Raw genomic sequence first — 24,517 nt, 5'->3', positions numbered from 1 at the left:
AATATGATGAATGGCTATAGGACAGATAGGCGGTTCAGGGGGTAAAAGGCAGTATGTAGCGACAGTGGGCAATTTGGGGAGAATGTCTACAATTTATAACGCCGGTCCCCACATGGAGGACCGGCGTTATAGTGTATGCAATCGGGTGAATATTTAGAAGCTCTGACCGGGATCGCCCATGTTCTGCTGCTGGTTCTCCTTGTCTGCTTTGGTATTTTTACGTTTAAAGATCTGCGCGTCAAACTTGCCAAAACGATATGCAAAAGTGAGGCGCAATATGCGGGACTCACGCTTGCGGATATAGTCCTGGGCAAAAGCCGGCGATACCTGGTTCAGCTCATACTGGCGGGTGTTAAACACGTCAGACAGGGCCAGGGTCAGCGAGGCCATCTTGTTCTTCAGGAAATCCTTTTTCAGGCCTATATCTACATAGCTAAAGCCTTTGATGGTGCCCTGGGCAGAAGTGGGTATCTGCATAAAACCGCCACCTCCACCACCACGGCCACCGCCACCAGAGTTGGGCAGGGCAATCGTGGGCGACTGGTAAGTACCGGTCACCTGCAGCGTAAAGTTAGCCGGCAGCTTGGTATCAGAGTTGATCTTGGCCAGCCAGCTAAAATTGCTGTTCGAATAGGTCTGGTTGTCCTGCGTTACGGAGATCTCTGTACGGTAAAGGTTCACATTGCCCATTACATCCCAGATGCCAAAGAAAGTGCTCTTGCCGGTCAGCTCGGCGCCATAGGAATTGTTCTTGTTAGCGTTCACATACGTCGTTAACAGGGTATCCTTACCCAGCGGCGTGGCAATGGTAGACAGCAGGTTATTGGTGTTCCGGTAATAAATGGAGCCCAGTACATTGCTGTTCTTCCAGTTCTTGGCGTAAGAGAACTCAATGCTGTTGGTATACTCCGGCCGCAGGTTCGGGTTACCTTCCCGCTGGTTCAGCGGGTCCGTATAGTCACGGTAAGGGATCAGCTGGAAAAAGTTGGGCCTGGTAACACGGCGGGAATAGTTCAGCTGCAGTTCCTGGTCGCCTTTGAACTTCTGCGACAGGTATACGCTGGGGAAAAATCCCGGCCGGGCCTTGGTCGGCTTAAATTCCTTGCCCTCGCTGGGGATCTCGCCGGAATATACGTACTGCTCTACACGTAAACCGCCCTGGTAGCCAAAATTGCCAACAGTACCGGAGTAGTTGGCGTAACCCGCATAGATCTGCTCTTTGTACTTATAGTCGTTGGATAACTGGTTGTTAAAATTGTACTGGCCGGTAGTGGTATCCTGGTCAAACACATTGTAGTTACTGGTGTAATTACGCAGCGTGGTCTTCAGGCCCAGCTCCAGTTTGCCAGTTTTACCAACCGGGTCCGTGTAATCTGTTTGCAGGGTAATAAAGGTGGTCTTACCGTCAGAATTGTTGTTCTGCAGCACGGATTTGCCTGCGGGCACGCCCTCTGGCGTAAGCCCCTGCGTGTTAAAGTCGCCGTTACGGTCGTTGGTGCTGTAGTTATAGTAAGCCGCGGCAGACCATTCCTGGTTGGGCTTGGCAAAAGTATGCTTAAAGTCCAGCTGGGTGGTGTAGTTACGGAACCCGAACTTGTTGTTATTGATACGGTTGCTCAGGGAATCGCCTTTATTAAAAGTGCTGCGCAGGTCCTCATGGTTCTTGAAGCTACCGTCTACAATTGCCTGCGACAGGGAGATGGTATTCCGGTTATCCAGGTAATAATCAATACCGGCCCGCCCAAACTGGAATACAGGGGAGCTGGTGCTGTTACTCTGCTGGTGCAGGAAACTGGTATCCCCGCCAAAGAAATTGGTACGGTCAGTTGTACCGTCACCCCAGTTGCGGTTGGCATTGATCATATAGTTGGCAAATACGTTCAGCTTGCCCTGGCGTACGTTAATATTGCCGCCGCCGTTATACTTATCGCCGGTGCCTATACCTGCTGTTATCATACCGTTGATGCCAGCCCGTTTGTTCTTCTTCAGCACAATATTCAGGATGCCGGACATACCTTCCGCGTCATATTTAGCGGAGGGATTGGTGATCAGCTCTACGCTCTCGATCGCATCGGCCGGGATCTGGTCCAGGGTAAGGGTAGAGGGTTTGCCATCAACAAAAATGGTGGGAGCGGCGTTACGTACCGTTACGTTACCGTCTATATCCACATTCACGGCGGGCACATTTTTCAAGACATCCTGTGCCGTACCGCCTACGCTTACCAGGTTGCGGTCTACGTTAAACACCTTTTTATCAATGCCCATCGTGAACGCGCTTTTCTGGCCGGTTACCTCTACGGTGTTCAGCAGCTTGGTATTGGGCTGCAGGCGAAGGTTGCCCAGGTCCTGGTCTATGGTCTTGGGGCCGATGGCCACCCGTTTCATCACGGTTTCATAACCCATGAAGGTGATGCGCATATTGAAGGTGCCAAAGGGCAGGTTCTCAAAATTGAATTCCCCGTTGTCCTTGGTGAGCATACCCGTTACCACGCTGGAATCGCGTAGTTTCAGTAGGGCTACCGCCGCATAGGCAACCGGCTTTTTCGTGTCCGCATCCACCAGTTTACCGTAGATGTGACCAATCTGGGGCAGCGCACGTTGCCCGGCGGCGCCGGGTTTACCGCCTGTGCCGGTGGCCGGCATTACGGGTATCTGTGCATGTAAGGCTATCTGTCCCAACAGGACGGCAGCCAGTAATAGGTACCATTTTTTCATCAGTTATTCTCTCTTTATATGCTATTCTGTAAATTTTAGTATGTTGTTTCCAGGCCATCGACGGTGTGCAGCCTGTTGGGTGGTTCAACAATCTGTTCCAGGCTCAAATCGGGCACAAAAATAAATGCATTTTGTATGCATAATCGTCTAATATGACGAAAGGGGGTTTTGCGCCGAGGAAATCACAAAAAATGGCGGTGAGAGGTTTTAACAGTAGTTAACGATTTGAGGAATTGTGCTACACCTGTATTAAAAAGCCAGTGTCAACAATAAATAGACAAGGCCGATGATAAAGCCCACTACTCCGCCAAACACCGCCACGAGCCGGAGCTCCCGGGACATGGTTTCCTGCAGCACCTGTTCCAGCTTATCTGAGGAGAGAGCGGCCACTTTTTCAGTAACCATCCGTTCCAGGTCCAGCTCCTTTTGCGCATTCTGCAGGTATTGGTCTATCATGATAGGGAAAAGGGTATCCAGCTCCTTTACCAGTACATCTTTTACCTGTTTAATGGTGCTGTCGCCAATGAACATGGAGAGTACCGGCATAGCCGCGGGCAGCTTTACGCGCAGGAACTGCTCCAGGTGATCCTCCACCAGGGGAATAATGTTTTTGATCTTTTCCGGGTCCGTCAGTTTCTGGCGGATGTCGTCAAACGAGAACAACTCTTCTGCCACCAGCTTACCCAGCTTTTCTGCCAGCTGCCGCTGGCGTTTGGGAAAAATGCCCTGCAGGGTCATAAAGCCCAGGTTTTTAGGCTCCCGGGGATGGAATAGCAGCTTGATAGTTATCCAGTTAGCAAACCATCCTGCAAAAGCAGTGAAAAAGGGGATCAGGTATATAGACATTGTGTTGCTTGACAGTTTTGAGAGCGCAAAGAAAGGGAAAAAAACCGGTTTTGTCAGGGATGTAGACCCGGCCGGGAGGATTTACTTTCCGGTACCGGCCGCCATGTACACAAACCGGCATAAAGCAGGCAGATGATCCAGCTGCCGGTTGCCCGCTACCGGCTATACAAACGGGCATAAAAAAAGGCCTCTGTTACCAGAAGCCTTTTCCCGTTTTTGGGTGGCCAAAGGGGTTCGAACCCTCGACCCCTAGAACCACAATCTAGTGCTCTAACCAACTGAGCTATGGCCACCATTTTTGTTTTCGGGACTGCAAAGATAAGGTAAATCATTTTTTATTTCCAAATGCTAACAAAAAAAAGTTACAAGTAATTGCCTGGTACACCATCCTCCCCGGCAACTGCGGTCCCATCACACCCGGCATCCCTTACCTTAAACAATTCACAAACCCTACACCCAAACCAAACAGTTATGAAAAGATCCTTAGCCCTATCCGCCTTTTTATGCGCATTTTTTTGCCTGTACCAATTTACCAGCGCCATGGCTGCCAGCAAACCTGCCACCGGCAAACCCGCCGATTACAGCTGTAACTATTACGACGCTTTAGGCGGTAAGTATTACTGCGTGGAAACATCTGCAGCATGCAATGTAGCCCACGCCTTTGTAAAGGAGTCCGGCAGCACCGCCAGCCCTACCCTGATCGTACTCACCTACCAGGGCGACAGCAACGGCTGCCAGAATTATGAAGGCAGCCTCACGCTGCCCAGTGGTAACATCATTGTGGTGCACGTACTCAGCTGCGGCTGTGGTTCCTCCATTACCACCCATGTGTTCTTTGCAAGGGACCTGCTGAAATAACAGGGGATTTGACCATCGTATAAGGCTAACCGGGAAGGTTAGCCTTTTTTTTGCGCATAATTATATATTTTGTGCCCCTACGTTTATACACCTATTACAGGCATCATAAAGTACGCTTATGCAGGACAACCAAAATTCTGCCTGGGGCCGGTTCAAAAAACGGTTACAGGCTGCCATCTCATTTATCACACCAGGTCAGATATCACTCAAAGCCAGTGGTATAGCTATATTGACCGCCGCCTTACTGTTCATCATCCTTACCATGGCAGATGGTTTGCTGCCCAAAGGAGTTGGGTTTGGATATTATCTGCTAACCCTGCTGGCCTATACTATTCCCATCCTGCTATTGGCATGGTTGATAAGCTGGGTAGTATCGGTGGTGGGAAGAACGCCCTTTTATTTCAGATTCGGCATTGCGTTCACTTTCTTTTTCATTTATTTCTTCTACCGCCTGGGGCCTTCCAGCTGGACATACATGATCATGCTGATCCTGTTCCCGGCATTGATCGTGGGCGGGCTGTCTGCCTGGCGCAGGCATCGCGGCACAGCATGGCCGCGGTCTAAAAAGATCATCACCCTCGCAGCGCTGCTGACCGGGTTGGCAGGCGCCATCATAGGCCTCTACCTGTTCCTGTATCCCGGTACGCCTGTTAAACCGGTCACCAATTATAAAATGCAGGCCGCGCTGCCCGCGCCGCTTACCGTTGGCGATCCTTCCAAACCGGGGGGCCATAAAGTATCTTTCCTCACCTATGGCTCAGGAAAGGATAAGCGCCGCCCGATGTATGATAAAGACGCTAAAATAAAAACGCCTACTGTTGACGCTTCCTTTATGCTTAAATCCTGGACCGGCACATTTGGTAAGCTGCGTACCTGGTTCTTTGGGTTTGATGAAACACAGCTGCCGCTGAATGCTATGGTATGGTACCCGGAAGATCTACAGGGCCCCGCGCCCCTGGTGCTGGTAGTGCATGGTAACCACCTTGCGCAGGACTGGTCAGAAAGAGGGTATGATTACCTGGCAGAGCTGCTGGCCAGCAGGGGATATATCGTGGCCTCCGTGGATGAGAATTTTATGAATACCAGTTTTACAGACATGCCCTGGGGCGGTCTTAAAAATGAGAACGGCGTGCGGGGCTGGCTGATGCTCAAACACCTGGAGCTCTGGCAAAAATGGAACAAAGAGCCAGGTAACCCTTTTTACCACCGGGTAGATATGGACCGTATCGCCTTAATGGGCCACTCCAGGGGCGGCGAGGCCATGTCCCATGCGGCATTGTTTAACACATTGCCCAGCTACCCGGATAATGCCAATGAGGTCTTCCATTTCAACTTTAACATAAAAGCGTATGTAGCCATTGCACCGGTGGACGGGCAGTATAAACCTGCCGCTATACTGGCCCCGTTAAAGGATATCAACTATTTCGTGATCCAGGGTACCCATGATATGGATATGCAGTCATACGGTGGTTTAAGCCCTTTTACCCGTATCCAGTATTCTCCCTCCTTTAACGGCGTTAAAGCGGGTCTGTATGTACATCACGCCAACCATGGCCAGTTCAGCACTGCCTGGGGAAAGTATGATCAAAGCAGTCCTTATGCTAACCTGTATAACATCACCAATTTAATGCCGCCTGCAGATCAGCAGCAGATCGCCAAAGTATATATCAGCGCCTTCCTGGATCTGAACCTGAAAGGAGACTCCGCTTATAAACCGCTGTTTGAGGACTACCGCTATGGCCGTCAATGGCTGCCTAAACAGATCTACTTTAACCAGTTTGAGAACAGCCAGTCTGCTTTCCTTGCCCGTTATGAAGAAGACCTGAACCTGGAAACAGCCAGTATGCCCGGCGTATCCATCACGGCAGAGCACCTGAGCGTTTGGCGCGAGGCCATGCATAAACTGATGTGGGATGGTGAGCTTACCCGTGCGGCCTTTATTGGATGGGATAGGGAAGGGGCAGATTCCCTGCCGGCCACTTATACCTTTACCTTACCGGATAGCGCCGCCTTGCAGCTGGCTGGCAAATCCCTGGTCTTTAGCCTGGCGGAAAGCGATGAAAGCGCCAGCCATGTTAAAAAAGGTAAGCAATCAACTACAGAAAAGAAAGCGGAGAAAAAAGATGCTAAGCAGGAAAAAGCAGGGGAGAAGAAAGCCATCGACTTTACCCTCGAGTTAACAGATCAACAGGGGCATCAGATCCGGTTCCCCCTTAGTGATTGTGCGCCGCTGCAGCCACAGATAAAAAAGAAACTTACAAAATTCGCATACCTGAACTCAAATGATGATGCAGAGTCCATCCCGGACTTCTTCTATTTTAACCTGGATGCTTTACAAAAGAAACACCCGGAATTTGTATTAGACAAACTGCATAACGTCCGTTTGATCTTTGACAGGTCTAAATCCGGTGTGATCATCCTGGATGATATCGGGTTTACGGACTTGGCTAAGTAAATAAAGCCTTTTTGTTAATGAGGATGTGTCTTAGATACATCCTCATTTTTTTGTCCCTCCGTTAACCAATGTTATACCCCGTTAAATACTGTTATACTTATCCCCGGGCCGCGTTATCCATTATCTAATTGCTCTATATTTACACCTGTTACAAACCTATGCGCATGAAACATCTGTTACTCCTCCTCTTTCTCCCGGTTACCCCGGCAGCCTTGAATGCTCAAAATGTCATGGGTGTAGGCCTTGGCGTTCACAACCACGAAACCGGCACCCTGGAGCTTACCTTTCAGTCTGATAAGGGGCGTGTTCATCTCGCATATACCGTTGGCCCCCTGCGGATGAGAGGCATATACAGAGAGCCGGTGCTGGAGGATGGGTATACAGAAACCAGCCATGGTTACCTTACTTCCACCGTGGATATTGGTTACAGTCGCTTTTTTACAGACCGCTTCAATATAGAGCTTTGCCTCTCCCTGGGTAGCCGTACCCATTATAGTAACTACGTAAACGATTATGGCGAAAAATATTATTATGACTATAATGGCCGCTTCACGGCGGGCGGCGGCATCTACCTGGGCTTCTTTTTAACAAAACGTTTGGAATTGTACGCGGGCTACTCCTCCTTGCGTGATGGTGGCGGTGGCATTAGGTTTAACCTTAAATAACCCCTAAATCGTATGCGCCTGGCCGTTTTACGGCCAGGTTTATTATTTTTTATTGCGCGATACTCAATTACACCATTATATTTGCAGTCTTAAAACCTTTCGGGGAAACCATATTCACAAGATCATCGTAGTATAATGGGTATCTGAAAGCATTGTTTTTCAGGTATTTTCCGGCCCTTATCAGATATATGTCAGATAGAGATGCTTAAGATCTGAGCAAACTGTATCAGGAAAAGAAGCCCCCTTCTTTTGTTGATGCCAACTTTTTGAACTATTGAACAAACAATATAGAACCGCAAAACAAAATGCACCCGGAGGCATTGAGATATTTTTGCGAGGTAGATAGCGCGGTTACAACTTAGAGAACAATGAAAATTAAGAACCAGGAGATGTTATGCCATATCCGCTTTGTCCTGTTTGTATTCCTGTTTGTACCCATTTCCGCAGGCGCCCAGACAGTTTTACCCTTTTTTAAGACGCTCAGGCACGAGAATGGATTGTCGCATAACAAGGTAAACTGCATATTGGAAGATAAGCGCGGCTTTTTGTGGTTTGGCACGGAAGATGGCCTGAATCGCTATGACGGCCGCTATTTTACCGTTTTTAAGAATGAGCCTTATAACAAAAAGCCGGGTATTGCAGGCAATACCATTAACGACCTCTATGAAGATAAGGACGGCATTATATGGATCGCCACAGAAGATGCGGGCCTCATCCGCTATAACTACAACCTGCCCGCAGCACAGCAATTCAAACAATACGTCTACAATGCCCGTGATTCCGCCAATTTCCCGGGCGAAGGGGTGAATAAGATCGCAGAAGATCACCTGGGTAACCTCTGGCTGGCCACCACCGGCAGCAATCCCATACGGTTCAATAAAAAGACAGAAAAATTCGATATGCCCGTACAGCAGCATACATCCTGCTGCATCCTCTCCCTCCTTATGGATAGCGGCGATACGCTGCTGGCAGGCCGGGCAGAAGGTGGTTTGCTAAAGATCAATACCCGTACTCTCCGGTCACGGGAAGATCAGCGTTACCAGGGCGCTTATGCCGGATTGCCCCATCTGGCTATCCCGGCCATTTTTAAAGACAGCAAACAGAACTACTGGTTTAGCTCCTGGAGCAATACCGTATATCGCCAGCCCGCCGGTGCAGCGGCAGAGAAAGCCTATCCATCAGACGAAATAGCTGCATTCGCGGAAGACAGGACAGGCAGTATCTGGATGGCGGGTAAAGACCAGGGCGTTACCGTGTACGACAGGAACAGGGATACCCTTTATCACTACGTGCATAGTGCATCGGCAGATGGATCCCTGGTCAATGACCATGTGAATGATGTATATATAGACAGCCGCGGTATCGTATGGATAGGCACTAACCTGGGCGTCAGCTACCTGAACCCCCTGTTTGCGCCTTTTGAACAGCATGTCTTCCCTAAAACCAGTAAGGATGTAGACGTGTATGTATACGATTTCTATAAGGATGAAGATCATACACTATGGATAGGCACCAGCGATGGTATTTATGTGCAACGCCGCGATGGCGCCGCATATGAGCATCGTAAGATCATTTATAAAGGCCAGGAATTATCCGTCACTAAATTCTATAAGGATGTGGATGGCAGCTTCTATATAGGCACGGATTATTCCCTGTTTAGGTATGATGAGCGTACCAATACCGTAGCGCTGCTGCCCAATACGGAAAATGATCCGCTTATGCGCCATCTTACCGGTTCCCGCATTGTATCTGTAGTACGGGATACCATCGCGCAGCACCCGGTACTACTGGTATTGCCTTACGGAAGGTATTTCGCGTATTATGACCTGGTAGACAAAAAATGGGTGTCCCGCGTGGATACTACCCGGAACATCGTACGGCATTTCAATATCCGGGATAATATGATCCGGAAATTCTACCGCGATACCCGCGGCGCCCTCTGGCTGGCTACCAACAAATCCGGCCTGGGAGAATGGCAGCCACAGGACCTTACCCCTATACAATATCACACCTATGATACGGGCAACAATGCCTCTATCAGCAATAACGATGTATATGATATTCAGCAGGATGGCAGGGGCAATTTCTGGATCAGCACCTATGGCGGCGGTTTAAACTACTACCAGCCCTCTGCCCGCAGCTTCATGCATATCGCGGAATCCAGCAACCTTACAGAAGGCCTGCAATCGGATAAACAGGGCAATATCTGGATGATCTGCAACGGTCACCTGCATAAATATGATACTGCTACCAAAACATATAGCTGTTATGATCTGCCCAGCCTCCAGACCAATGGCGGCATCATGGGCTACATATACAAGGATAAGGATCACACGCTGTATGCGGGCGGAGAGAATTTTTACCTCAGTTTCAGCCCGGATAAAGTAGCCGGAATCTGGAATGAGCCCAAAGTATATTTCACAGACTTCAGGATCTTTGACAAATCCAATAACCAGCTGCTGCAGAAGAAGGAGATCACGCTTAACCATTTCCAGAACTATTTTTCCATAGAGTATGCAGCGCCGGAATACAGCGGGGATAATCTCAACTATGCCTATATGCTGGAAGGGTATGATAAAGGCTGGGTAGCCGCCGGCAAACAGAATGTGGCCAGCTACTCCAACCTGGAGCCCGGCAAATACCGTTTTAAAGTAAAGGCCAGCAACTGGCGGGGCAGTAAGGTGCAGCATTTCGAAACCCTGGCCATTGTAATACTGCCGCCTTTCTGGAGTACCACGTGGTTTTACCTGCTCGTATTCCTGTTTGTGTTCTCGCTGGGATACCTGTTCTATCAATACCGCATCAAGGAAATGCTTAAACGCCAGGCCATGCGGAACCGGATTGCCCAGGACCTGCATGATCATGTGGGCGCTACCCTTAGCAGCATCAGCATTTACAGCGAAGTAGCCAAGATCTATCACGAAGAAAATAAACCGGACGATCTGAAAAAAGTGCTGCTGGCCATAGGGGAATCCTCTACCGGTATGATCCAGGAAATGGCGGATATCGTATGGGCGATTAATCCCCGCAATGATAATTTTACCAGTATTGTGGAAAGGATCAGGGCCTACGCGCAACCTTTATGCGACGCCAAACGTATATGTTTTTCCCTGGAGGCGGATCAGAAGCTGGCCCAAACAAGCCTGGCCATGGTAGTGCGCAAGAATTTTTACCTCATACTCAAAGAAACCATTAATAACGCCATCAAACATGCCAATTGCCGCAACCTGGACGTCGCTATCAGGCTGCGCCAGCATAATGTCATCGAGATGGAAGTAAAGGATGACGGAGCGGGCTTTGACCCGGCGTCAGCGCCGGAGCGCCGCCTGGAATCCTTGTCGGGGAACGGATTGGTTAACTTAAAACACAGGGCAGACGAACTGAATGCCCGGCTGGATATAAACAGCGCGCCCGGAGCGGGATGCGCCATCCGGTTAATATTTAATATTTAAACGTAAAGTATGAAAGTAAGAGTAGCGATGTTTGACGACAGCAGTAGTATCCGGAACAGTATTGCCTTACTGCTGGGCACAGATCCTTTGTTTGAACTGGTAGGCGTTTTTGAAAACGCGCAAAACTGTGTCGAAGATGTGCTGCAATGCCAGCCGGATGTAGTGTTAATGGATATTGAAATGCCCGGCGTTAACGGTATTGAAGCAGTAAAAAGCCTCAAAAAAGAAGTGCCCGCCGTGCAGATCCTGATGCAGACCGTTTTTGAAGACGAAGAGCGTATCTATGAATCTATCATCGCCGGCGCTTCCGGTTACGTGATCAAAGGCCAGATCAATACCACGCTGATCGATTCCATCAAGGATGTACTGGCTGGCGGTGCGCCCATGAGCCCCGGTATTGCGCGTAAAGTATTCCGCGTGCTGCAGCAGAATGCATCTAAAACGGAAGATAAAGTGGTGGATTATAAGCTTACACCCCGCGAAAAAGAGATCATCGCCTGCCTGGTCAATGGCCAGAGTTATAAAATGATTGCCGGCGATCTCAATATCAGTTACGAGACAGTACGCAGCCACATGAAACACATCTACGAAAAGCTGGGCGTAGGCTCGCTTACCGAAACGGTGGCGCTGGCCATTAACCAGCGTATTGTATAACCCCGTATTGGTATCTGATCACCGCTTTTGGTGATAGGATAGCTTCCTCCGGCAAATTATTTTTGCCCCTGTTATTAAATCAAAAGATAGGCTATACATGACGGGGAGGGAAGTTATTAAAAGCACGCCTGGGCTAACCCAATCCTTGCAGGCGGCGCCCCAGGATGGTCCATTGACCCCTGAAAATATTATACGGATCGCAGCCCGGCACCTGCCGGAGAATACGATCATCTGTGATGAATCCTTGTCCGCTCATTGGCCTTATCCAAACCTGGCCCACGACGGCCGCTTCCATGATTATCTGTGGCAGGCGGCAGGGCCGGAGAGCAGTATGCTCAGCATTAGCCTGGGCGTGGCCATTGCAAGCCCTGGCAGAAAGGTCTTGTGCCTGGCCGCTGGGGGCAGCGCTATGGATAATCTGCTGGCATTAAGGATCATCGCACGCGGCAACCTGGATATTACCATGGTCATGTATTCACACGCTGCGGAAGCAGTGAGGCAGCGCTGGCACTGGCAAACAATTGCCGCGGAAATAGGATTGGAGGCTAGCTGTGTAGCCACCCTGGAAGATTTTAATCAGCATTTCAGTAAGGCCATTGGCAGGAAAGGCGCTTTCCTGGTAGAGGCCGTGTTATAGAATATATTATCCATATAGAACAGTAGAACAATAGACTAACAGACATAGAACAGAAGAACAAACCATTGTGTAATAACCCCGACTCTCACACTTGCTGGAAACCCGTCGTTTATTGAAAATATCCGGTATGCGCTTATTGGCCTGGCGCATGCCGGTTTCCTTTTTCCCGGGGTACCCGGGTTTGGTGATGTTGTGACTGCTCAATTGCCTTTAGCTTTACTGTATCAAATTAATTGCATCAGAAAAATTAATTGCATCAGTAAATGAAGAAAGTGATCCTGGTTACAGGCGCATCATCCGGTATCGGTTTTGCCTGTGCCACTGCATTACACCTCAAAGGCCATATTGTTTACGGTTCTACGCGCGATCTGAAACGTATAAGCACAGTACCCTTCCGCCCTATTCAATTGGATGTGACAGACGATGCCTCAGTAAGTAACGCAATAGAAAAGATCATTACAGCACAAGGTAAACTGGACGTGCTGGTGAACAATGCGGGCAATTACAGCGCAGGCCCTGCCTATACCATGCCGGTAGCTGCGGCAAAAAAACAGTTTGAAGTGAACTTCTTTGGCGTTGTTCGTATGTGCAGCGCCGTATTACCCGGTATGATCGGCAAAAAGCAGGGGCTTATCGTAAATATCAGCTCCCTGGCGGGTTTATCCGGCTGGCCCTATCAAAGCATGTACAGCGCCTCTAAATACGCTATAGAAGGGTATTCAGATACCCTCCGTATGGAACTGCGCGCTACCGGCGTAAAAGTAGTGGTCATTAACCCCGGCGATCTTAAATCAGGCTTTGCCCATAACGACAGCAAAACGGGTTTTGTGCTGGATGATCCGGGGCTGCAGCGCGATTACGAGAATGCGGTATCCAAAGCAAAAAAGGATAAGTACGCGGCGCCCGGCCCGGAAGGGCTGGCCAGAAAGCTCTGCGGCATCGTGGAAAGCCGTAACCCGGCGCACCGCTACTTCTCCGGCCGGCTGGCCCAGACCATGATACCTACGCTCAAATGTATGCTGCCGGCCGCTGTTTTTGATATGCTTATGAACGGCTATTACGGCGTGCGCTCCAGGTAAACGGGTAATTATATTACAGATGGCCTGCTCAGGGAAGATAAGGTGGCATTACCTTGTTGGATCAGCAGCTCCGCTACCTTCATGCGGCCGGCCTCTCCATGCTCAACAATATAGTTCAGCTCTGCCAGGGTAAGCAACTTTACATTCACCATCTTTACCGGCTCCAGCGAAAGTTCCAGCATGCCGGGCAGTTGCTCATCCGGCAGCCCAAAGATAGCGCCTATACGGCCCTCGCTGTTTACAAACTCCTTTGGTACATCTACATTGTAAAATTCTGTGGTGATGTAGGTCAGCTCATCCAGCAGGCTTACCACATTACCTTGCCGCGCCAGGATCTCTGCCGCCTGCATTAACAGCTGCAGCTCCCAGGTACCCTGTATACTGCCGGTCACTTTTTCGGCTACCACATAGACTTCCAGTCCAAAGCCATTGTACTCCGCATTGTCAGGGTTGCTGTCCATATCCTCATAAGGATCACTTAAACCGTCGCTGGCCATAATGGTCGTCTCTGGCCGGCGTATGGTCAGGTAAGCCTGCCGCAGGGATGGCCAGGCGGGGCCGCCCATGAACGCAGGGTTTATTACGGGGGCCATTACGTCCGCGTCCACCGCTCCCGCAGCTTGCCAATAGCTGTCACGCAACGCACAGCTCTCCTCAAAATGTTCCTGGTAAGTTTTCATAAAATGATCAGATTAGGTTGGGATGAAACTACAATATAAAAGAAATTCATATCTATATCTGCATAACTATATTACCTTTTTGTAAACACGGGATGCCATAGATCAAACGGTTTTTCTTTGTTTTGCTAAAAATATTAGTTTTACGGAGAAAATTAACCTGTAGTTTATGCCAGTGGAATTAGAGGAGGCCAGGTTGGGTAACTACTTTGCCCTGGGACGGGAAGTGGTAAAAGTAACGGAGCATCACTACCCCATACTGCCTCATTTGTGCCTGCAATTAGAGCCCCTTCGTATACAAGCCAACCGGCTCACCAAACTGGGTTTTAACCTGGTGCGCGGTGGCGATTTCAATAACTGGACAAAAGGCCATAATGGCATGCCCGTTTTCCTTAAAGCCGGTAACAACAACCGTTGGATACTACAGTTCACCGGTTATGAAAAAGTACGGTATGTGGAATACATTCATCAACTGCAGAACATCTGGTTCTGGGTTTTTGGAGAACCGCTGCAGAAAAAGGAGGATGAGCCGCAGGAGGAAGGGGGAACTAACCCGCATAACATGTATAACGGCCGTTTACAGCCTTTTTACCTTACCTGGGATTGCCGTTTCCTCATTTGTCATAAGCCCCATGTGTTGTGGACTATTACGGAGGATAAGCCTTTGTTTGAGCTGGCGGGCAGGAAATGGGGCTTACGGTTAATACAGGGGCAATCCAGCCGGCCCCTGGAAGACCAGGCTGCAAAATGGCTGAAGGATGAGATCAGGAGAATGCCTAAACCGGCGGTATAAACACCTTACAGGCATTCCTCGCAAATGCGTTTCCCTATCTCATCCATCAAACCCTCTGCTATAATATTCTCACGGTATACCGCGTGCTTGCAGTTTTTGTTATTGGATACAAAAAGTATCTCCTGTCCGGCTACGCAGGCGGTAATTCTACACTCTGCCGCTTTTTTGTGTACGATGGCTATGTCCACATCGTACGCTTCTCCCTTATAGGGTACTGTTAGTTTACGTGTTTTCATACCAGTTCAGCAGCAAATACAGTACCATTACAAACTGGCAGTTACAATGTGGCAGCCCACTTGTCAAGATAGCTTTCCAATACTGTCAGTGGCATATCCCCCTGCGTTAATAGCGCATGGTGGAACTTACGCAAACTGAATTTTGCTCCCAGTAACCGCTGGTATTTATCCCGCAGCGCCAGGATCTTCAAAGACCCCATTTTATAGGAAAGCGCCTGTCCCGGGGCTGCCATATAACGCTCCACTTCTGCCACTGCAATGGATTCGCTCACTGCTTCATGCTGCATCATATAATCAATAGCCTGTTCCCGCGTCATTTTACCGGTATGGAGGGCTACATCCAGCACCAGCCGTATGGCCCGGTGTATTTCCATATTAACCGCCCCCATCTGCTGGTAGGGGTCCGTATAACAGCCCAGCTGTTTGCCCAGCGTCTCCACATACAGGGCCCAGCCCTCCAGGAATACATTAAAGGCTGGTTGCCGGCGGAAGGTAGGTAGCGCCGTGTTCTCCTGCTGCAGGGATATCTGGTAATGATGCCCGGGGATGGCCTCGTGCATAAAAGTGGCTTCCAGGCCATAAAAAGTAACATTCACCTTGCGGGCGTCCGGTACGGGTACATACAGCACCCCGGGCCGTTTGCCGTCAATAGAGCCAATGGTATAGGCGGGGCCGGCCTGTGAGGCCTCCCGGAAGGCTTCAAAACGGCGGATCTCAAAGCCTGCCTTAGGGCGAACGTCAAACAATTCCGGCAGGTGCGGCATGATCTTTTTGTAGATCTGGCGGTAGGCGTTCAGCACCTGCTCCGGGGTGGTAAAAGGCATAAATTTTTTGTCCGTTTGCAGGTAGTGGAAAAATTGTTGCAGGTTGCCCTTAAAACCTACCTGCTTTTTCAGCGCTTCCATCTCCCCGGTAATACGGGCTACTTCCCGCAGGCCTGTTTGGTAGATCTCTTCCGGGGTCTCGTCGGTAGTGGTATAATAATGCACCCAATAGGCATACATCTCCTTGCCGCCAGGCAGGGCATACAAACCGGAGGCGGTAGTGGCGGCTGGCAGGTATTGCTGTTGCAGATATTTGGTCAGCTTGTCAAAAGCCGGCAACAGCTGCCCGCCTATGACCTCCCGGTAACCCTGCGTAATATGCGCCCGTTCCGTAGTCGTAAAGGAGGCCGGCATCTTCCCTAACGGCTGGTAGAACAGGTTGCTGCTGTCATTTTTGGCCAGGGCCGCCATTTGCGGGATCAGTTTTATCACTAGTGCCTTGGGTAGCACAACCCCGGCGGCCTTACCCTGGTTAAAATTGGCAATGGCGGTATCTATCCAGCGTACGGCGGCCTGTGCCCGTTTAAACCAGTTATCATAATCATGCACGGTATTAAACGGCTGGGCGGAGGCGCCGGAGCCCAGCATGCCCAGCAGGGCGGGGGTGGAGATAAACTGGTTAATGGGCAGGTACTCCAGGTGCAGCTTTGCCGCATCCAGCCCGGTTTGCAGCTGCGCCTGCAGCACATCGTAGGAGATGCGGTCTGTCATATCCAGGCTTTCCCGCTGGAATAAACGCAGCGAATCCTGGTAGCGCCGGTAAAACTGCGCCATGGTGGCGGTATTGGCGGCGCCCTCCGCCGGTAACTGATCATCATACCGGTGATCGCCGCTAAAAGTGGCGTCCAGCGGTGACAGCGCCAGCCGCTGCTGATAATAATTTTCAAATACCCGCTGAAGGGCCTCGTTGCGGGCCTGACTAAAACTGGTGCTGGCGGCTGATAATAACAAGACGCACACAATCCATCGCTTAAGGTACATGTCGTGTAGTTTTTTGCTTTATAGATCCTTTATCATCCAAACAGAACAACCATAATGGCCGGATTGCCCAAGCGGCGCAGACAGGTGAACAAAACCCATCTTTTCATACAAGGGGATGGCGGTATACAGCTCTGGCAGCGTTTCCAGGTACAGCTGTGTAAAGCCCATTTCCCCGGCGCTTATACAACACTGTTCCAGCAGCTGTTTACCCAGCCCTTTTCCCCTGGCAGCGGCCAGCAGGTATAATTTTACCAGCTCGCAGCAACCTGCGGGCAAACCAGGGGTAGGGTAGATGCCTGCCCCGCCCAGTACCTGCTCATCCTGCGTAAGCACCCAATAGGCGGCGGAAGGAGTGCAGAAACTGCGATACATGTGATCGATGCCTGCGTCAAAGAAGGCGGTACCGGGTTTATTGGCGCCAAAGTCCGTCAGCACCTGCCGGATAATAATGGCCAGCTGGGGATCGTCCTGTGGTTGTATGAGCCGTATGGTAGCAGTTTGCATACGGCAAAATTAGCGGGGCATACCGGCGCAGAATTGAATGGATTTAACCTGGAGGAATTTTTTAATGGGAGATAAGCGGCCTTTTCAGGAGGGGGACTGTCAGAGGTGCTTATACTGTTTGGGCAACAAACCGGTAATATGCTGAAAAGTGCGGGTAAAATGCGCCTGATCCGCAAAGCCACAGCTATAAGCTATTTCAGTAAGCGATAAACGGCCTTCCCGTACCATAGGCAAGGCCCGCTCTACTTTTACACGCCGGCGATATTCGCCCAGCGTACAGGTAAAATAGCGGGTAAAGTAACGGGAGATGGTAACCGGGTGCAGTGATAAATGTTCTGCCAGTTGTGTCAGTGTCAACGGCGCGTCCCACTGGTCATTCAGTACCTCGCGGATCTTTTCCGTCCACTCTGGATACAATTTCTCTGCGGGCGCATGATCCTGCACCAGGCCCAGGCATAATTGCGCAATGGCTATCCCGGATTCGGTATCATGGAGATAATGCTCTTTTAAGATCTTCAACAGGCCGCTGGTATTAATAGGACGGTGATTGCCCAGCATCAGGGACTCGCCTGGTATAAGGCTGCCGTATTGATCAAAGAATGCCGGTTCCAGCTCTATGTTAAAAATGCGGGTGCCTGGCCGGTAATCCACATTCTGGTGCGCAATACCGGGATAATAGTACAGCCCGGCGCCTGCTCCCTGCACTTGCGCGCTACCCGGTCTAATTTCCCGGCTGCCGCCGGATAGGATATGTGAAAAATGGGGATTGCTGTGATAATGCCAGTCGGATGATAAACCCTCCGGGAACACTGTTTCCGTGGTAATGATAGGCCCAAAATGCCGCTCCTGCACCTTTTGCCCTACATAAGCCCCTTTGTCATATTGTACCGCCTGGATAGACATCCGGTAAAGGTAATCCATGCCCGCCGGGTCACGCAATTTTTTTGGGATAAGCAGATCTGGCTATTATCCTGGCGCTCAATGACCACCGCGCAAACAGGCTGATTTTTTGGGATAAGCGGCCGTTTTTACGGCCTTCCGGTTGGCTTTTCCGGGGGAAATGCTTATATTTGCATTCGCAAAATCTACTTACTAGCTCGGCGGATTGCTGGGCTTTTCTATTAATATGAGTTGAAAATCAAGGGGATAAACACTATACCTAACCCAAAGGTTCCCTTAGATATAAACTTACCTACTACTAGCCCGCTACCCATTATTTCACTGATGATGAATCAGTTATTGATTGTGTACTTATAACAACTATAAGTATTTGAAAAACTGGCTATTGCTATGCAGCAGCCGGATCGGATTGTTAATGAATGTATAAATAATAAAATAATATAGCATATATGGATCAGCTAAAACTGAAATTGCAGGAGTATTATCACCGTTATCAGCAACTGGATGGGCACGTGAAGCCAGGAAAAGAAGACGTGGGGGATATGGAGAACGATATCCTTTCGCAGTTTGGGCTTCCCGCATCCAAACGTTTTGTACAGATCCTGCACGATTTTGTGAATCATGGACAGGTGAACGATCACCTGTTGGACTACGTAAGCAAAAAGCTGCGCTCCGCAGCCAGAACATATTTATTATCACCGGTTATGTCAGACGTTGAAGTGTTGAACCTCGCCCGCGATCAGAAACGCAGTCCCTACGACGTGCTGCCTGAGCTGGGTTATGTGGTGCATGATTACGCCATATTCCTGGTGGGCGAACTGCTCTACCGCCGTAATATGGCCCCCGTGGACGTACTGGATGAGCTCAAAAAAGTACAGCATTTTGATAGCTGGAACGACCTGACGCTCCTCACCAAGATCAGCAATTATTCCACCCATGAAATGTACGCCAGGTTGCGTAAGCAACAGCTGCGTTTCGTGGATGATTTTATCCAGTTCAGCCACCGCCAGGTAACCGCTAAAGCTCCCGCTAAAAGGCCTACGCCGGTAGAAGAAGGGTATACCCCCAACTACCGCACTATTGCCAAACTGAATGTAGAGGACATCGTGTTCGATGAGCATGCAGCCCCCCACCTGTTTGGCAAGATCAGGACCGGCAACCGCTATACCCGTATCACTATCGGACTGGAATTCTCAGAGCTTAACCAGATCCTGATGAGCGCCGGCGAAATGGGCGTTGCCATCAGCAACCTGATTAAGAAGAAAATGACAGGCCCCGCCTCCGGTAAGCCCACCGTGATAGATATACGCACCGAGTTTGGCAAGATGTTGCGCCTGGACAGCTGCTACCTGGAGGTATATAAACCCCAGCACCGCGAAGGCACAGACTGGATAGAGGATAAGGATAATTTCTACTTCGTGGATAAAATCCTGACCAAGAAAGAATTTGATAAACGCTCAAAAGAAGTGGAGATCAAAGAAAAGATCCAGGAATGCCTGGAACTGATAGGCGGCTCTTATGTACATTATCAACGCCTGCGCCGTTTAGGCATTACCGATGAGGAAGCCAAACTGCGTGCCGGCCTGCAGGACGAGCTGCTGTTCCGCTTATCTACTTTCCTGCATAAACTCAAGGATTAATATAGATTAAGTGTGCCACGCCGCCATAAACGGAGGGTCATACTTACACTAAATAACCGTCAAAGGTCGCCTCAGCCATAAGAGGCGGCCTTTTTTTCATGGAGGTGGTTCTCCACCTGACGCAAAAAAAGAAGGGGTACCGGTAACGGTGCCCCTTTTTTGCGCCCTGATTGATAATGCTCCCCTCCCTTTCGGGACGAGTAACTATGCTGCGAAAACTAAATGTGACTTGATAAATACACTGTTTGATAACCGTGCCTTACAAACTTAAACTTTAAAAATCCTTTAATGGTTAATCGGATGTTAAACCGTTTTTTTAATAAAACCATCCGCAGTTGATCCCTGCCGGCTGGCAGTAAAAAGAAGCCATTTCGTCGATCACTTGATGGCCGGCGGTCCATACCACGTTAAATCATTAAAATTTTTTTTCATAGAGCAAAGGTTCTGCTTTAATCCGTCGTCCAATAAGGTATAATCGTATCTGATGAGTACAATAGTACAACGCATCGCCTTCACGGGGCTTTTAGTATTGACCGCTGCGCCGGCGGTGTTTGCACAGGACCTGCTGTTAAAAGGGGTGCTGCAGGATAAGACAGAGAAATTCGCTTTGCCCGGCGCTACGGTAAAGCTTACCTCCGTAAAAGATTCTACCAAGATAGTAGGCGGCGTTACAGACGGTAACGGCGTATTTACCATCCCTAACCTCAGCGCACAGGCCTACAGAATGTCCGTGACCTTCCTGGGATATAAGAATATAACAAGGACCATCCGGGTGAATGCCAACCGTCAGGACCTTGGCACTATCATGATGGACCGTGGGTTCACAGCTCTTAAAGGCGTGACCATCACCGGTATGGTACCTCCGGTACAACAGAAAGGGGATACCCTTGCTTATAACGCCAGCGCTTATAAAACCAACCCGGATGCTACCGCGGAAGACCTGGTGAAGAAAATGCCCGGTATTACCGTAGATGGCACAGGCGTAAAAGCACAGGGCGAAGACGTAAAGAAAGTATTACTGGACGGTAAGGAATATTTTGGGGACGATGCTACGGCCGCCCTTCGTAACCTGCCTTCAGAAGTGATAGATAAGATAGAAGTATTTGACCGCCTGAGCGATCAGGCCCAGTTCACCGGCTTTGATGATGGTAACTCCTACAAGACCATTAACATCGTAACACGTGGCCAGATGCGGAACTCCCAGTTCGGGCGGGTATTTGCCGGCTATGGCACAGACGACCGTTATTCCGCAGGCGGCAACGTAAGCCTGTTTAATGGCGACCGCCGGATCTCCATCATCGGTATTACCAATAACATTAACCAGCAGAACTTCTCTACCCAGGATCTGTTGGGTGTGGTAGGCAATGCTGCCGGTAACCGTGGTGGTGGAAGAGGTGGTCGCGGCGGAGGTGGCCGTGGCGGTGGAGGTGGCGGCGGTAACGCCGGTAACTTCCTCGTTGGTCAACAGGATGGTATTACCAAAACCAATTCCATTGGCGTAAACTTCTCTGATGTATGGGGTAAAAAAATAACCGCCAGCGGCAGCTACTTCTTTAACAATACCAATAACGCCAACGATCAGTTGACCAACAGGCGCACCTTCCTTACCGGGGACTCCAGCCAGTTGTATAATGAGCACCAGATAACCAGCAACAAGAACTATAACCACCGTATTAACATGCGCGTGGAGTATAAGATAGATTCCGCCAACAGCCTGCTGTTTACGCCCAATGTGAGCTTCCAGAAATACAATTCCTATGCGGAAACAAACGGTGTAAACTCCCTGCCGGACAGCAGCCTGGTAAGCCGCTCTGAGAACTATCAGAACAGCAGCACCTCCGGTTATAACGCCAGCACAGGTATCCTGTTCCGCCATGCCTTTAGCAAACGCGGGCGTACCATCTCCGTAGGTCTTAACCTGGGCTTAAATGATAAGGACGGAGAACGTAACCTGACTGCCTATAATACTTATTTTAAAGGACAAACGGGCCTGAATGATTCTACCCGGCAGCAATCCAGCCCTAACAGCAATGGCTACCAGATCTCCGCTAACGTTGCCTATACAGAGCCGGTTGGCCAGCATGGGCAATTACAGCTGAACTATAACCCTTCCTGGTCAAAGAATAATGCGGACCAGGAAACCTTCCACTTTGATGAGTTCACCGGTAAATACATACTGCCGGATACCAGCTTATCCAACGTATTTGAGAATACCTATAAAACACAGAATGGCGGCGTTACCTACCGTTACGGTACCCGCGACGTGATGTTGTCCGTAGGCGTTTCTTACCAGTATTCAGAACTGAATAGCGACCAGACCTTCCCGCTTAATACAGATGTGCGCAGAACGTTCAGCAACCTGCTGCCTAATGCCATGTTACGCTGGAAGTTTAACGATAATAACAACCTGCGCCTGATGTACCGGGTATCTACCAGCAACCCGTCCATAGGCCAGCTGCAGAACGTGATCAATAACAGCAACCCGCTGTTTATCTCTACGGGTAACCCGGAACTGCAACAGCAGGCTACCAACCAGTTGATCACCCGGTATAGCTATACCAAACCGGATAAGGGCATGAGCTTTTTTGCCAACATCTTTGTGCAGAACACAAAAGATTATGTGACCAACGCCACCTATATTGCCTCTAAAGACTCTGCGCTGACCAACACCGTTACGCTGTTCAAAGGCTCGCAGCTGTCCAAACCGGTAAATATGGATGGTTACTGGAGCGTACGGTCTTTCCTGACTTTTGGTATGCCCGTGCAGCCCATCAAGACCAATGTGAACCTGAATGCAGGCTTTACCTGGGCACGTACGCCGGGTATCGTGAATAACATCACCAATACCTCTAACAGTTATAATTATAACCTGGGCGTAGTGCTCTCCAGCAATATCAGCGAGTATGTGGATTTTACGCTGTCCTACTCCGCTAACTTCAACGATCTGAAGAACAGTATACAGCCCACGCTGAATAATACCTATTTCTCTTCTGCCGCCGGTTTACGCCTAAACCTGCTGTCAAAGAACGGATGGGTATTCTCTAACGATCTTACCAACCAGTTGTACAGCGGTTTAACAGATGGATATAACCAGCAGTACTGGCTGTGGAATGTAAGCGCCGGTAAGAAGTTCCTGAAGGATCAGCGCGCAGACATCCGCCTCACCATCTTTGACCTGCTGAACCAGAACCGCAGCATTACCCGCACCACTACGGAAACCTATGTGGAGGACGTGCAGACCCAGGTACTGAAACAGTACTTTATGCTTACATTTACTTACAAGATCAAGAACTATAAGACCGATAAAACAACAGAGCAACAGGAAGACGAAAGGAACATGATGCGGCATCCCAACGGGCTCTTTTTATCACCCGATGGCACAAGGCCTGGCGGCGGTGGTGGCAGGACCGGTGGTATGGGCGGCGGCAGAACGAGGCAGGAATAGCTAACAGCTACTATCAACTAACGAACTAATTATTCAACAGCCAAACGCTAAAGGCCCAAAGCCAACAGCCAACAGCTGTTATCACGCGGACTAATTCTTAAACAGCTAATGGCTAACGGCTAAAAGCTAAAAGCTACGCAGCTAAAAAAAATGAGCTCGTTCACTGAACAGGATTTATCGGAAGCGCTAAAGAAAGGAGACCAGGCGGCTTTCAGGGAGTTGGTGGAAACCTGGAAAGATATGGTGTATAATACCGTCTTAGGCATTGTACAGCATGAGGCGGATGCAGAGGATGTGGCACAGGAAGTATTTGTGCAGGTATACCAGTCCATCGGTTCTTTCAGGGGAGACGCCAAACTGTCTACCTGGCTGTACCGCATTGCGGTTACCAAGTCGTTGGATTTTGTGAAGAAAAGGAACCGCAAAAAACGTTGGGGCCTTGTGTCCAGCTTGTTTGGGGATAGGCAGGAGGCCATTGCAGACGCAGCGCCGGACTTTCACCACCCCGGCGTGCAAATGGAGAATAAAGAGCGGGCCGCCGTATTGTTCAAAGCGCTGGATCAGCTGCCGGAGCGGCAAAAGGCCGTGTTCGTATTACACAAACTGGAAGGTTTGCCTGCAAAAGAGATAGGAGAAGTAATGGATATGAGCATGGCCACCGTAGAAGGGCTTATGCATCGCGCTAAAGCTAATTTGCGCAAACTACTGGAAAAATATTATTCGGAAGAAGGAAAATAGCGAAGGTTTTTTGAAAGAATGGCGTCTAATTAATAGTAAGGAACAGAGAAAGGAAACAGGATCTTTAAACTGTATACCGTGAAGAAAAGAGAAGATGAAATAAGGGATGAAGTAAACGCTGCCATGAATAGCCTCGATGGCGCAAACAGGGCAGCTGCGGGAGATTTCTTTTTTACCCGTCTGCAGGCGCGTTTACAACAGAAAGGCAGCAGCGCCTGGGAGCGCGTGCTGGGATGGATAGCACGGCCTTCCGTAGCCATTACAGGGCTTTTTATTATCCTGCTGCTGAACAGCATTGTATTGATACGGCAGTTCGAACAGCAATCGACAGGCACAGACCAGGCTTCCTTACAGGCATTTGCAGAGGAATACCGGTTGGAGGTTCCAACAATATACGATGACGATAAAATGGAGTGAA

At 49.6% G+C, this 24,517-nt stretch carries 19 protein-coding genes and 1 tRNA gene; 12 read left to right on the top strand and 8 right to left on the bottom strand.

The annotated features are described in order from the left end of the window. Positions 1-153: 153 nt before the first annotated feature. From F0L74_RS13140 to F0L74_RS13130, 3 genes are all read right to left on the bottom strand, one after another. Positions 154-2,715, bottom strand: coding sequence for a TonB-dependent receptor (locus tag F0L74_RS13140; RefSeq protein WP_149838310.1), 2,562 nt, complete (start codon positions 2,713-2,715; stop codon positions 154-156). Between the two features lie 249 nt (positions 2,716-2,964). After that, positions 2,965-3,561, bottom strand: a complete 597-nt coding sequence (locus F0L74_RS13135; protein ID WP_149838309.1) for a DUF445 domain-containing protein — start codon at positions 3,559-3,561, stop codon at positions 2,965-2,967. A 219-nt stretch (positions 3,562-3,780) separates the two neighbouring features. Further along, positions 3,781-3,854 (bottom strand) — tRNA-His (locus F0L74_RS13130). 178 nt (positions 3,855-4,032) lie between these two features. Between F0L74_RS13130 and F0L74_RS13125 the strand changes: the two genes are divergently transcribed. The 7 genes from F0L74_RS13125 (at position 4,033) to F0L74_RS13095 (ending at position 13,361) form a co-directional block, all read left to right on the top strand. Beyond that, on the top strand, positions 4,033-4,419 hold the full coding sequence (locus tag F0L74_RS13125) for a hypothetical protein (protein ID WP_149838308.1): 387 nt from the start codon (positions 4,033-4,035) through the stop codon (positions 4,417-4,419). A gap of 118 nt (positions 4,420-4,537) precedes the next feature. Then, complete coding sequence (locus F0L74_RS13120) at positions 4,538-6,874, top strand: alpha/beta hydrolase family protein (protein ID WP_149838307.1); 2,337 nt, start codon at positions 4,538-4,540, stop codon at positions 6,872-6,874. A gap of 164 nt (positions 6,875-7,038) precedes the next feature. Continuing rightward, on the top strand, positions 7,039-7,539 hold the full coding sequence (locus F0L74_RS13115) for a hypothetical protein (RefSeq protein ID WP_149838306.1): 501 nt from the start codon (positions 7,039-7,041) through the stop codon (positions 7,537-7,539). Between the two features lie 368 nt (positions 7,540-7,907). After that, positions 7,908-10,991 (top strand): ligand-binding sensor domain-containing protein, encoded by a 3,084-nt coding sequence (locus F0L74_RS13110; protein WP_213086955.1) that lies wholly within the window; start codon positions 7,908-7,910, stop codon positions 10,989-10,991. 9 nt (positions 10,992-11,000) lie between these two features. After that, complete coding sequence (locus F0L74_RS13105; RefSeq protein ID WP_149838305.1) at positions 11,001-11,645, top strand: response regulator; 645 nt, start codon at positions 11,001-11,003, stop codon at positions 11,643-11,645. Between the two features lie 97 nt (positions 11,646-11,742). Next, positions 11,743-12,282: a thiamine pyrophosphate-dependent enzyme gene (locus F0L74_RS13100; RefSeq protein WP_149838304.1), complete on the top strand. Its 540-nt coding sequence runs from the start codon at positions 11,743-11,745 to the stop codon at positions 12,280-12,282. A 263-nt stretch (positions 12,283-12,545) separates the two neighbouring features. Further along, on the top strand, positions 12,546-13,361 hold the full coding sequence (locus tag F0L74_RS13095; protein WP_149838303.1) for an SDR family oxidoreductase: 816 nt from the start codon (positions 12,546-12,548) through the stop codon (positions 13,359-13,361). A gap of 8 nt (positions 13,362-13,369) precedes the next feature. On the opposite strand, the gene F0L74_RS13090 is transcribed toward F0L74_RS13095, so the two are convergent. Further along, the gene (locus tag F0L74_RS13090; protein WP_149838302.1) at positions 13,370-14,041 is read right to left on the bottom strand and encodes a suppressor of fused domain protein; all 672 of its coding nucleotides are present in this window, start codon (positions 14,039-14,041) and stop codon (positions 13,370-13,372) included. A 166-nt stretch (positions 14,042-14,207) separates the two neighbouring features. On the opposite strand from F0L74_RS13090, the gene F0L74_RS13085 reads away from it, so the two are divergent. Continuing rightward, the gene (locus F0L74_RS13085) at positions 14,208-14,831 is read left to right on the top strand and encodes a hypothetical protein (RefSeq protein ID WP_149838301.1); all 624 of its coding nucleotides are present in this window, start codon (positions 14,208-14,210) and stop codon (positions 14,829-14,831) included. Between the two features lie 5 nt (positions 14,832-14,836). Here F0L74_RS13085 and F0L74_RS13080 read toward each other — a convergent pair whose 3' ends face one another. The 4 genes from F0L74_RS13080 to F0L74_RS13065 all read right to left on the bottom strand — a co-directional run bounded on the left by F0L74_RS13080 (position 14,837) and on the right by F0L74_RS13065 (position 18,297). After that, positions 14,837-15,067, bottom strand: coding sequence for a hypothetical protein (locus F0L74_RS13080; RefSeq protein WP_149838300.1), 231 nt, complete (start codon positions 15,065-15,067; stop codon positions 14,837-14,839). A gap of 41 nt (positions 15,068-15,108) precedes the next feature. After that, positions 15,109-16,872, bottom strand: coding sequence for a DUF885 domain-containing protein (locus tag F0L74_RS13075; protein ID WP_149838299.1), 1,764 nt, complete (start codon positions 16,870-16,872; stop codon positions 15,109-15,111). Between the two features lie 18 nt (positions 16,873-16,890). Next, positions 16,891-17,376 carry a GNAT family N-acetyltransferase gene (locus F0L74_RS13070; RefSeq protein ID WP_149838298.1) on the bottom strand — a complete coding sequence of 162 codons (486 nt, stop codon included), beginning with the start codon at positions 17,374-17,376 and terminating at the stop codon, positions 16,891-16,893. A 99-nt stretch (positions 17,377-17,475) separates the two neighbouring features. Then, positions 17,476-18,297, bottom strand: a complete 822-nt coding sequence (locus tag F0L74_RS13065) for a helix-turn-helix transcriptional regulator (RefSeq protein WP_246197698.1) — start codon at positions 18,295-18,297, stop codon at positions 17,476-17,478. Between the two features lie 428 nt (positions 18,298-18,725). Between F0L74_RS13065 and F0L74_RS13060 the strand changes: the two genes are divergently transcribed. The 4 genes from F0L74_RS13060 to F0L74_RS13045 all read left to right on the top strand — a co-directional run bounded on the left by F0L74_RS13060 (position 18,726) and on the right by F0L74_RS13045 (position 24,516). Continuing rightward, complete coding sequence (locus F0L74_RS13060) at positions 18,726-19,916, top strand: hypothetical protein (RefSeq protein ID WP_149838297.1); 1,191 nt, start codon at positions 18,726-18,728, stop codon at positions 19,914-19,916. Positions 19,917-20,400: 484 nt separating this feature from the next. Next, positions 20,401-23,361, top strand: a complete 2,961-nt coding sequence (locus F0L74_RS13055) for an outer membrane beta-barrel protein (RefSeq protein ID WP_149838296.1) — start codon at positions 20,401-20,403, stop codon at positions 23,359-23,361. A gap of 150 nt (positions 23,362-23,511) precedes the next feature. Beyond that, a complete protein-coding gene (locus F0L74_RS13050; protein ID WP_149838295.1) occupies positions 23,512-24,099 on the top strand; it encodes an RNA polymerase sigma factor in 588 nt (195 codons plus the stop codon). A 78-nt stretch (positions 24,100-24,177) separates the two neighbouring features. Then, positions 24,178-24,516 (top strand): hypothetical protein, encoded by a 339-nt coding sequence (locus F0L74_RS13045; RefSeq protein ID WP_149838294.1) that lies wholly within the window; start codon positions 24,178-24,180, stop codon positions 24,514-24,516. Position 24,517: the final 1 nt, after the last annotated feature.

It is taken from the genome of Chitinophaga agrisoli (assembly GCF_008386695.1).
Classification (GTDB): Bacteria; Bacteroidota; Bacteroidia; order Chitinophagales; family Chitinophagaceae; genus Chitinophaga; species Chitinophaga agrisoli.
Note: the sequence above shows the minus strand (reverse complement) of the source record. Positions and strands in the feature narration are given on the sequence as shown.

Excerpts from the sequence above, each read along its gene's own strand:
- F0L74_RS13140 (WP_149838310.1), bottom strand. The coding sequence starts at position 2,715 with ATGAAAAAATGGTACCTATTACTGGCTGCCGTCCTGTTGGGACAGATA.
- F0L74_RS13135 (WP_149838309.1), bottom strand. The coding sequence starts at position 3,561 with ATGTCTATATACCTGATCCCCTTTTTCACTGCTTTTGCAGGATGGTTT.
- F0L74_RS13125 (WP_149838308.1), top strand. The coding sequence starts at position 4,033 with ATGAAAAGATCCTTAGCCCTATCCGCCTTTTTATGCGCATTTTTTTGC.
- F0L74_RS13120 (WP_149838307.1), top strand. The coding sequence starts at position 4,538 with ATGCAGGACAACCAAAATTCTGCCTGGGGCCGGTTCAAAAAACGGTTA.
- F0L74_RS13115 (WP_149838306.1), top strand. The coding sequence starts at position 7,039 with ATGAAACATCTGTTACTCCTCCTCTTTCTCCCGGTTACCCCGGCAGCC.
- F0L74_RS13110 (WP_213086955.1), top strand. The coding sequence starts at position 7,908 with ATGAAAATTAAGAACCAGGAGATGTTATGCCATATCCGCTTTGTCCTG.
- F0L74_RS13105 (WP_149838305.1), top strand. The coding sequence starts at position 11,001 with ATGAAAGTAAGAGTAGCGATGTTTGACGACAGCAGTAGTATCCGGAAC.
- F0L74_RS13100 (WP_149838304.1), top strand. The coding sequence starts at position 11,743 with ATGACGGGGAGGGAAGTTATTAAAAGCACGCCTGGGCTAACCCAATCC.
- F0L74_RS13095 (WP_149838303.1), top strand. The coding sequence starts at position 12,546 with ATGAAGAAAGTGATCCTGGTTACAGGCGCATCATCCGGTATCGGTTTT.
- F0L74_RS13090 (WP_149838302.1), bottom strand. The coding sequence starts at position 14,041 with ATGAAAACTTACCAGGAACATTTTGAGGAGAGCTGTGCGTTGCGTGAC.
- F0L74_RS13085 (WP_149838301.1), top strand. The coding sequence starts at position 14,208 with ATGCCAGTGGAATTAGAGGAGGCCAGGTTGGGTAACTACTTTGCCCTG.
- F0L74_RS13080 (WP_149838300.1), bottom strand. The coding sequence starts at position 15,067 with ATGAAAACACGTAAACTAACAGTACCCTATAAGGGAGAAGCGTACGAT.
- F0L74_RS13075 (WP_149838299.1), bottom strand. The coding sequence starts at position 16,872 with ATGTACCTTAAGCGATGGATTGTGTGCGTCTTGTTATTATCAGCCGCC.
- F0L74_RS13070 (WP_149838298.1), bottom strand. The coding sequence starts at position 17,376 with ATGCAAACTGCTACCATACGGCTCATACAACCACAGGACGATCCCCAG.
- F0L74_RS13065 (WP_246197698.1), bottom strand. The coding sequence starts at position 18,297 with ATGGATTACCTTTACCGGATGTCTATCCAGGCGGTACAATATGACAAA.
- F0L74_RS13060 (WP_149838297.1), top strand. The coding sequence starts at position 18,726 with ATGGATCAGCTAAAACTGAAATTGCAGGAGTATTATCACCGTTATCAG.
- F0L74_RS13055 (WP_149838296.1), top strand. The coding sequence starts at position 20,401 with ATGAGTACAATAGTACAACGCATCGCCTTCACGGGGCTTTTAGTATTG.
- F0L74_RS13050 (WP_149838295.1), top strand. The coding sequence starts at position 23,512 with ATGAGCTCGTTCACTGAACAGGATTTATCGGAAGCGCTAAAGAAAGGA.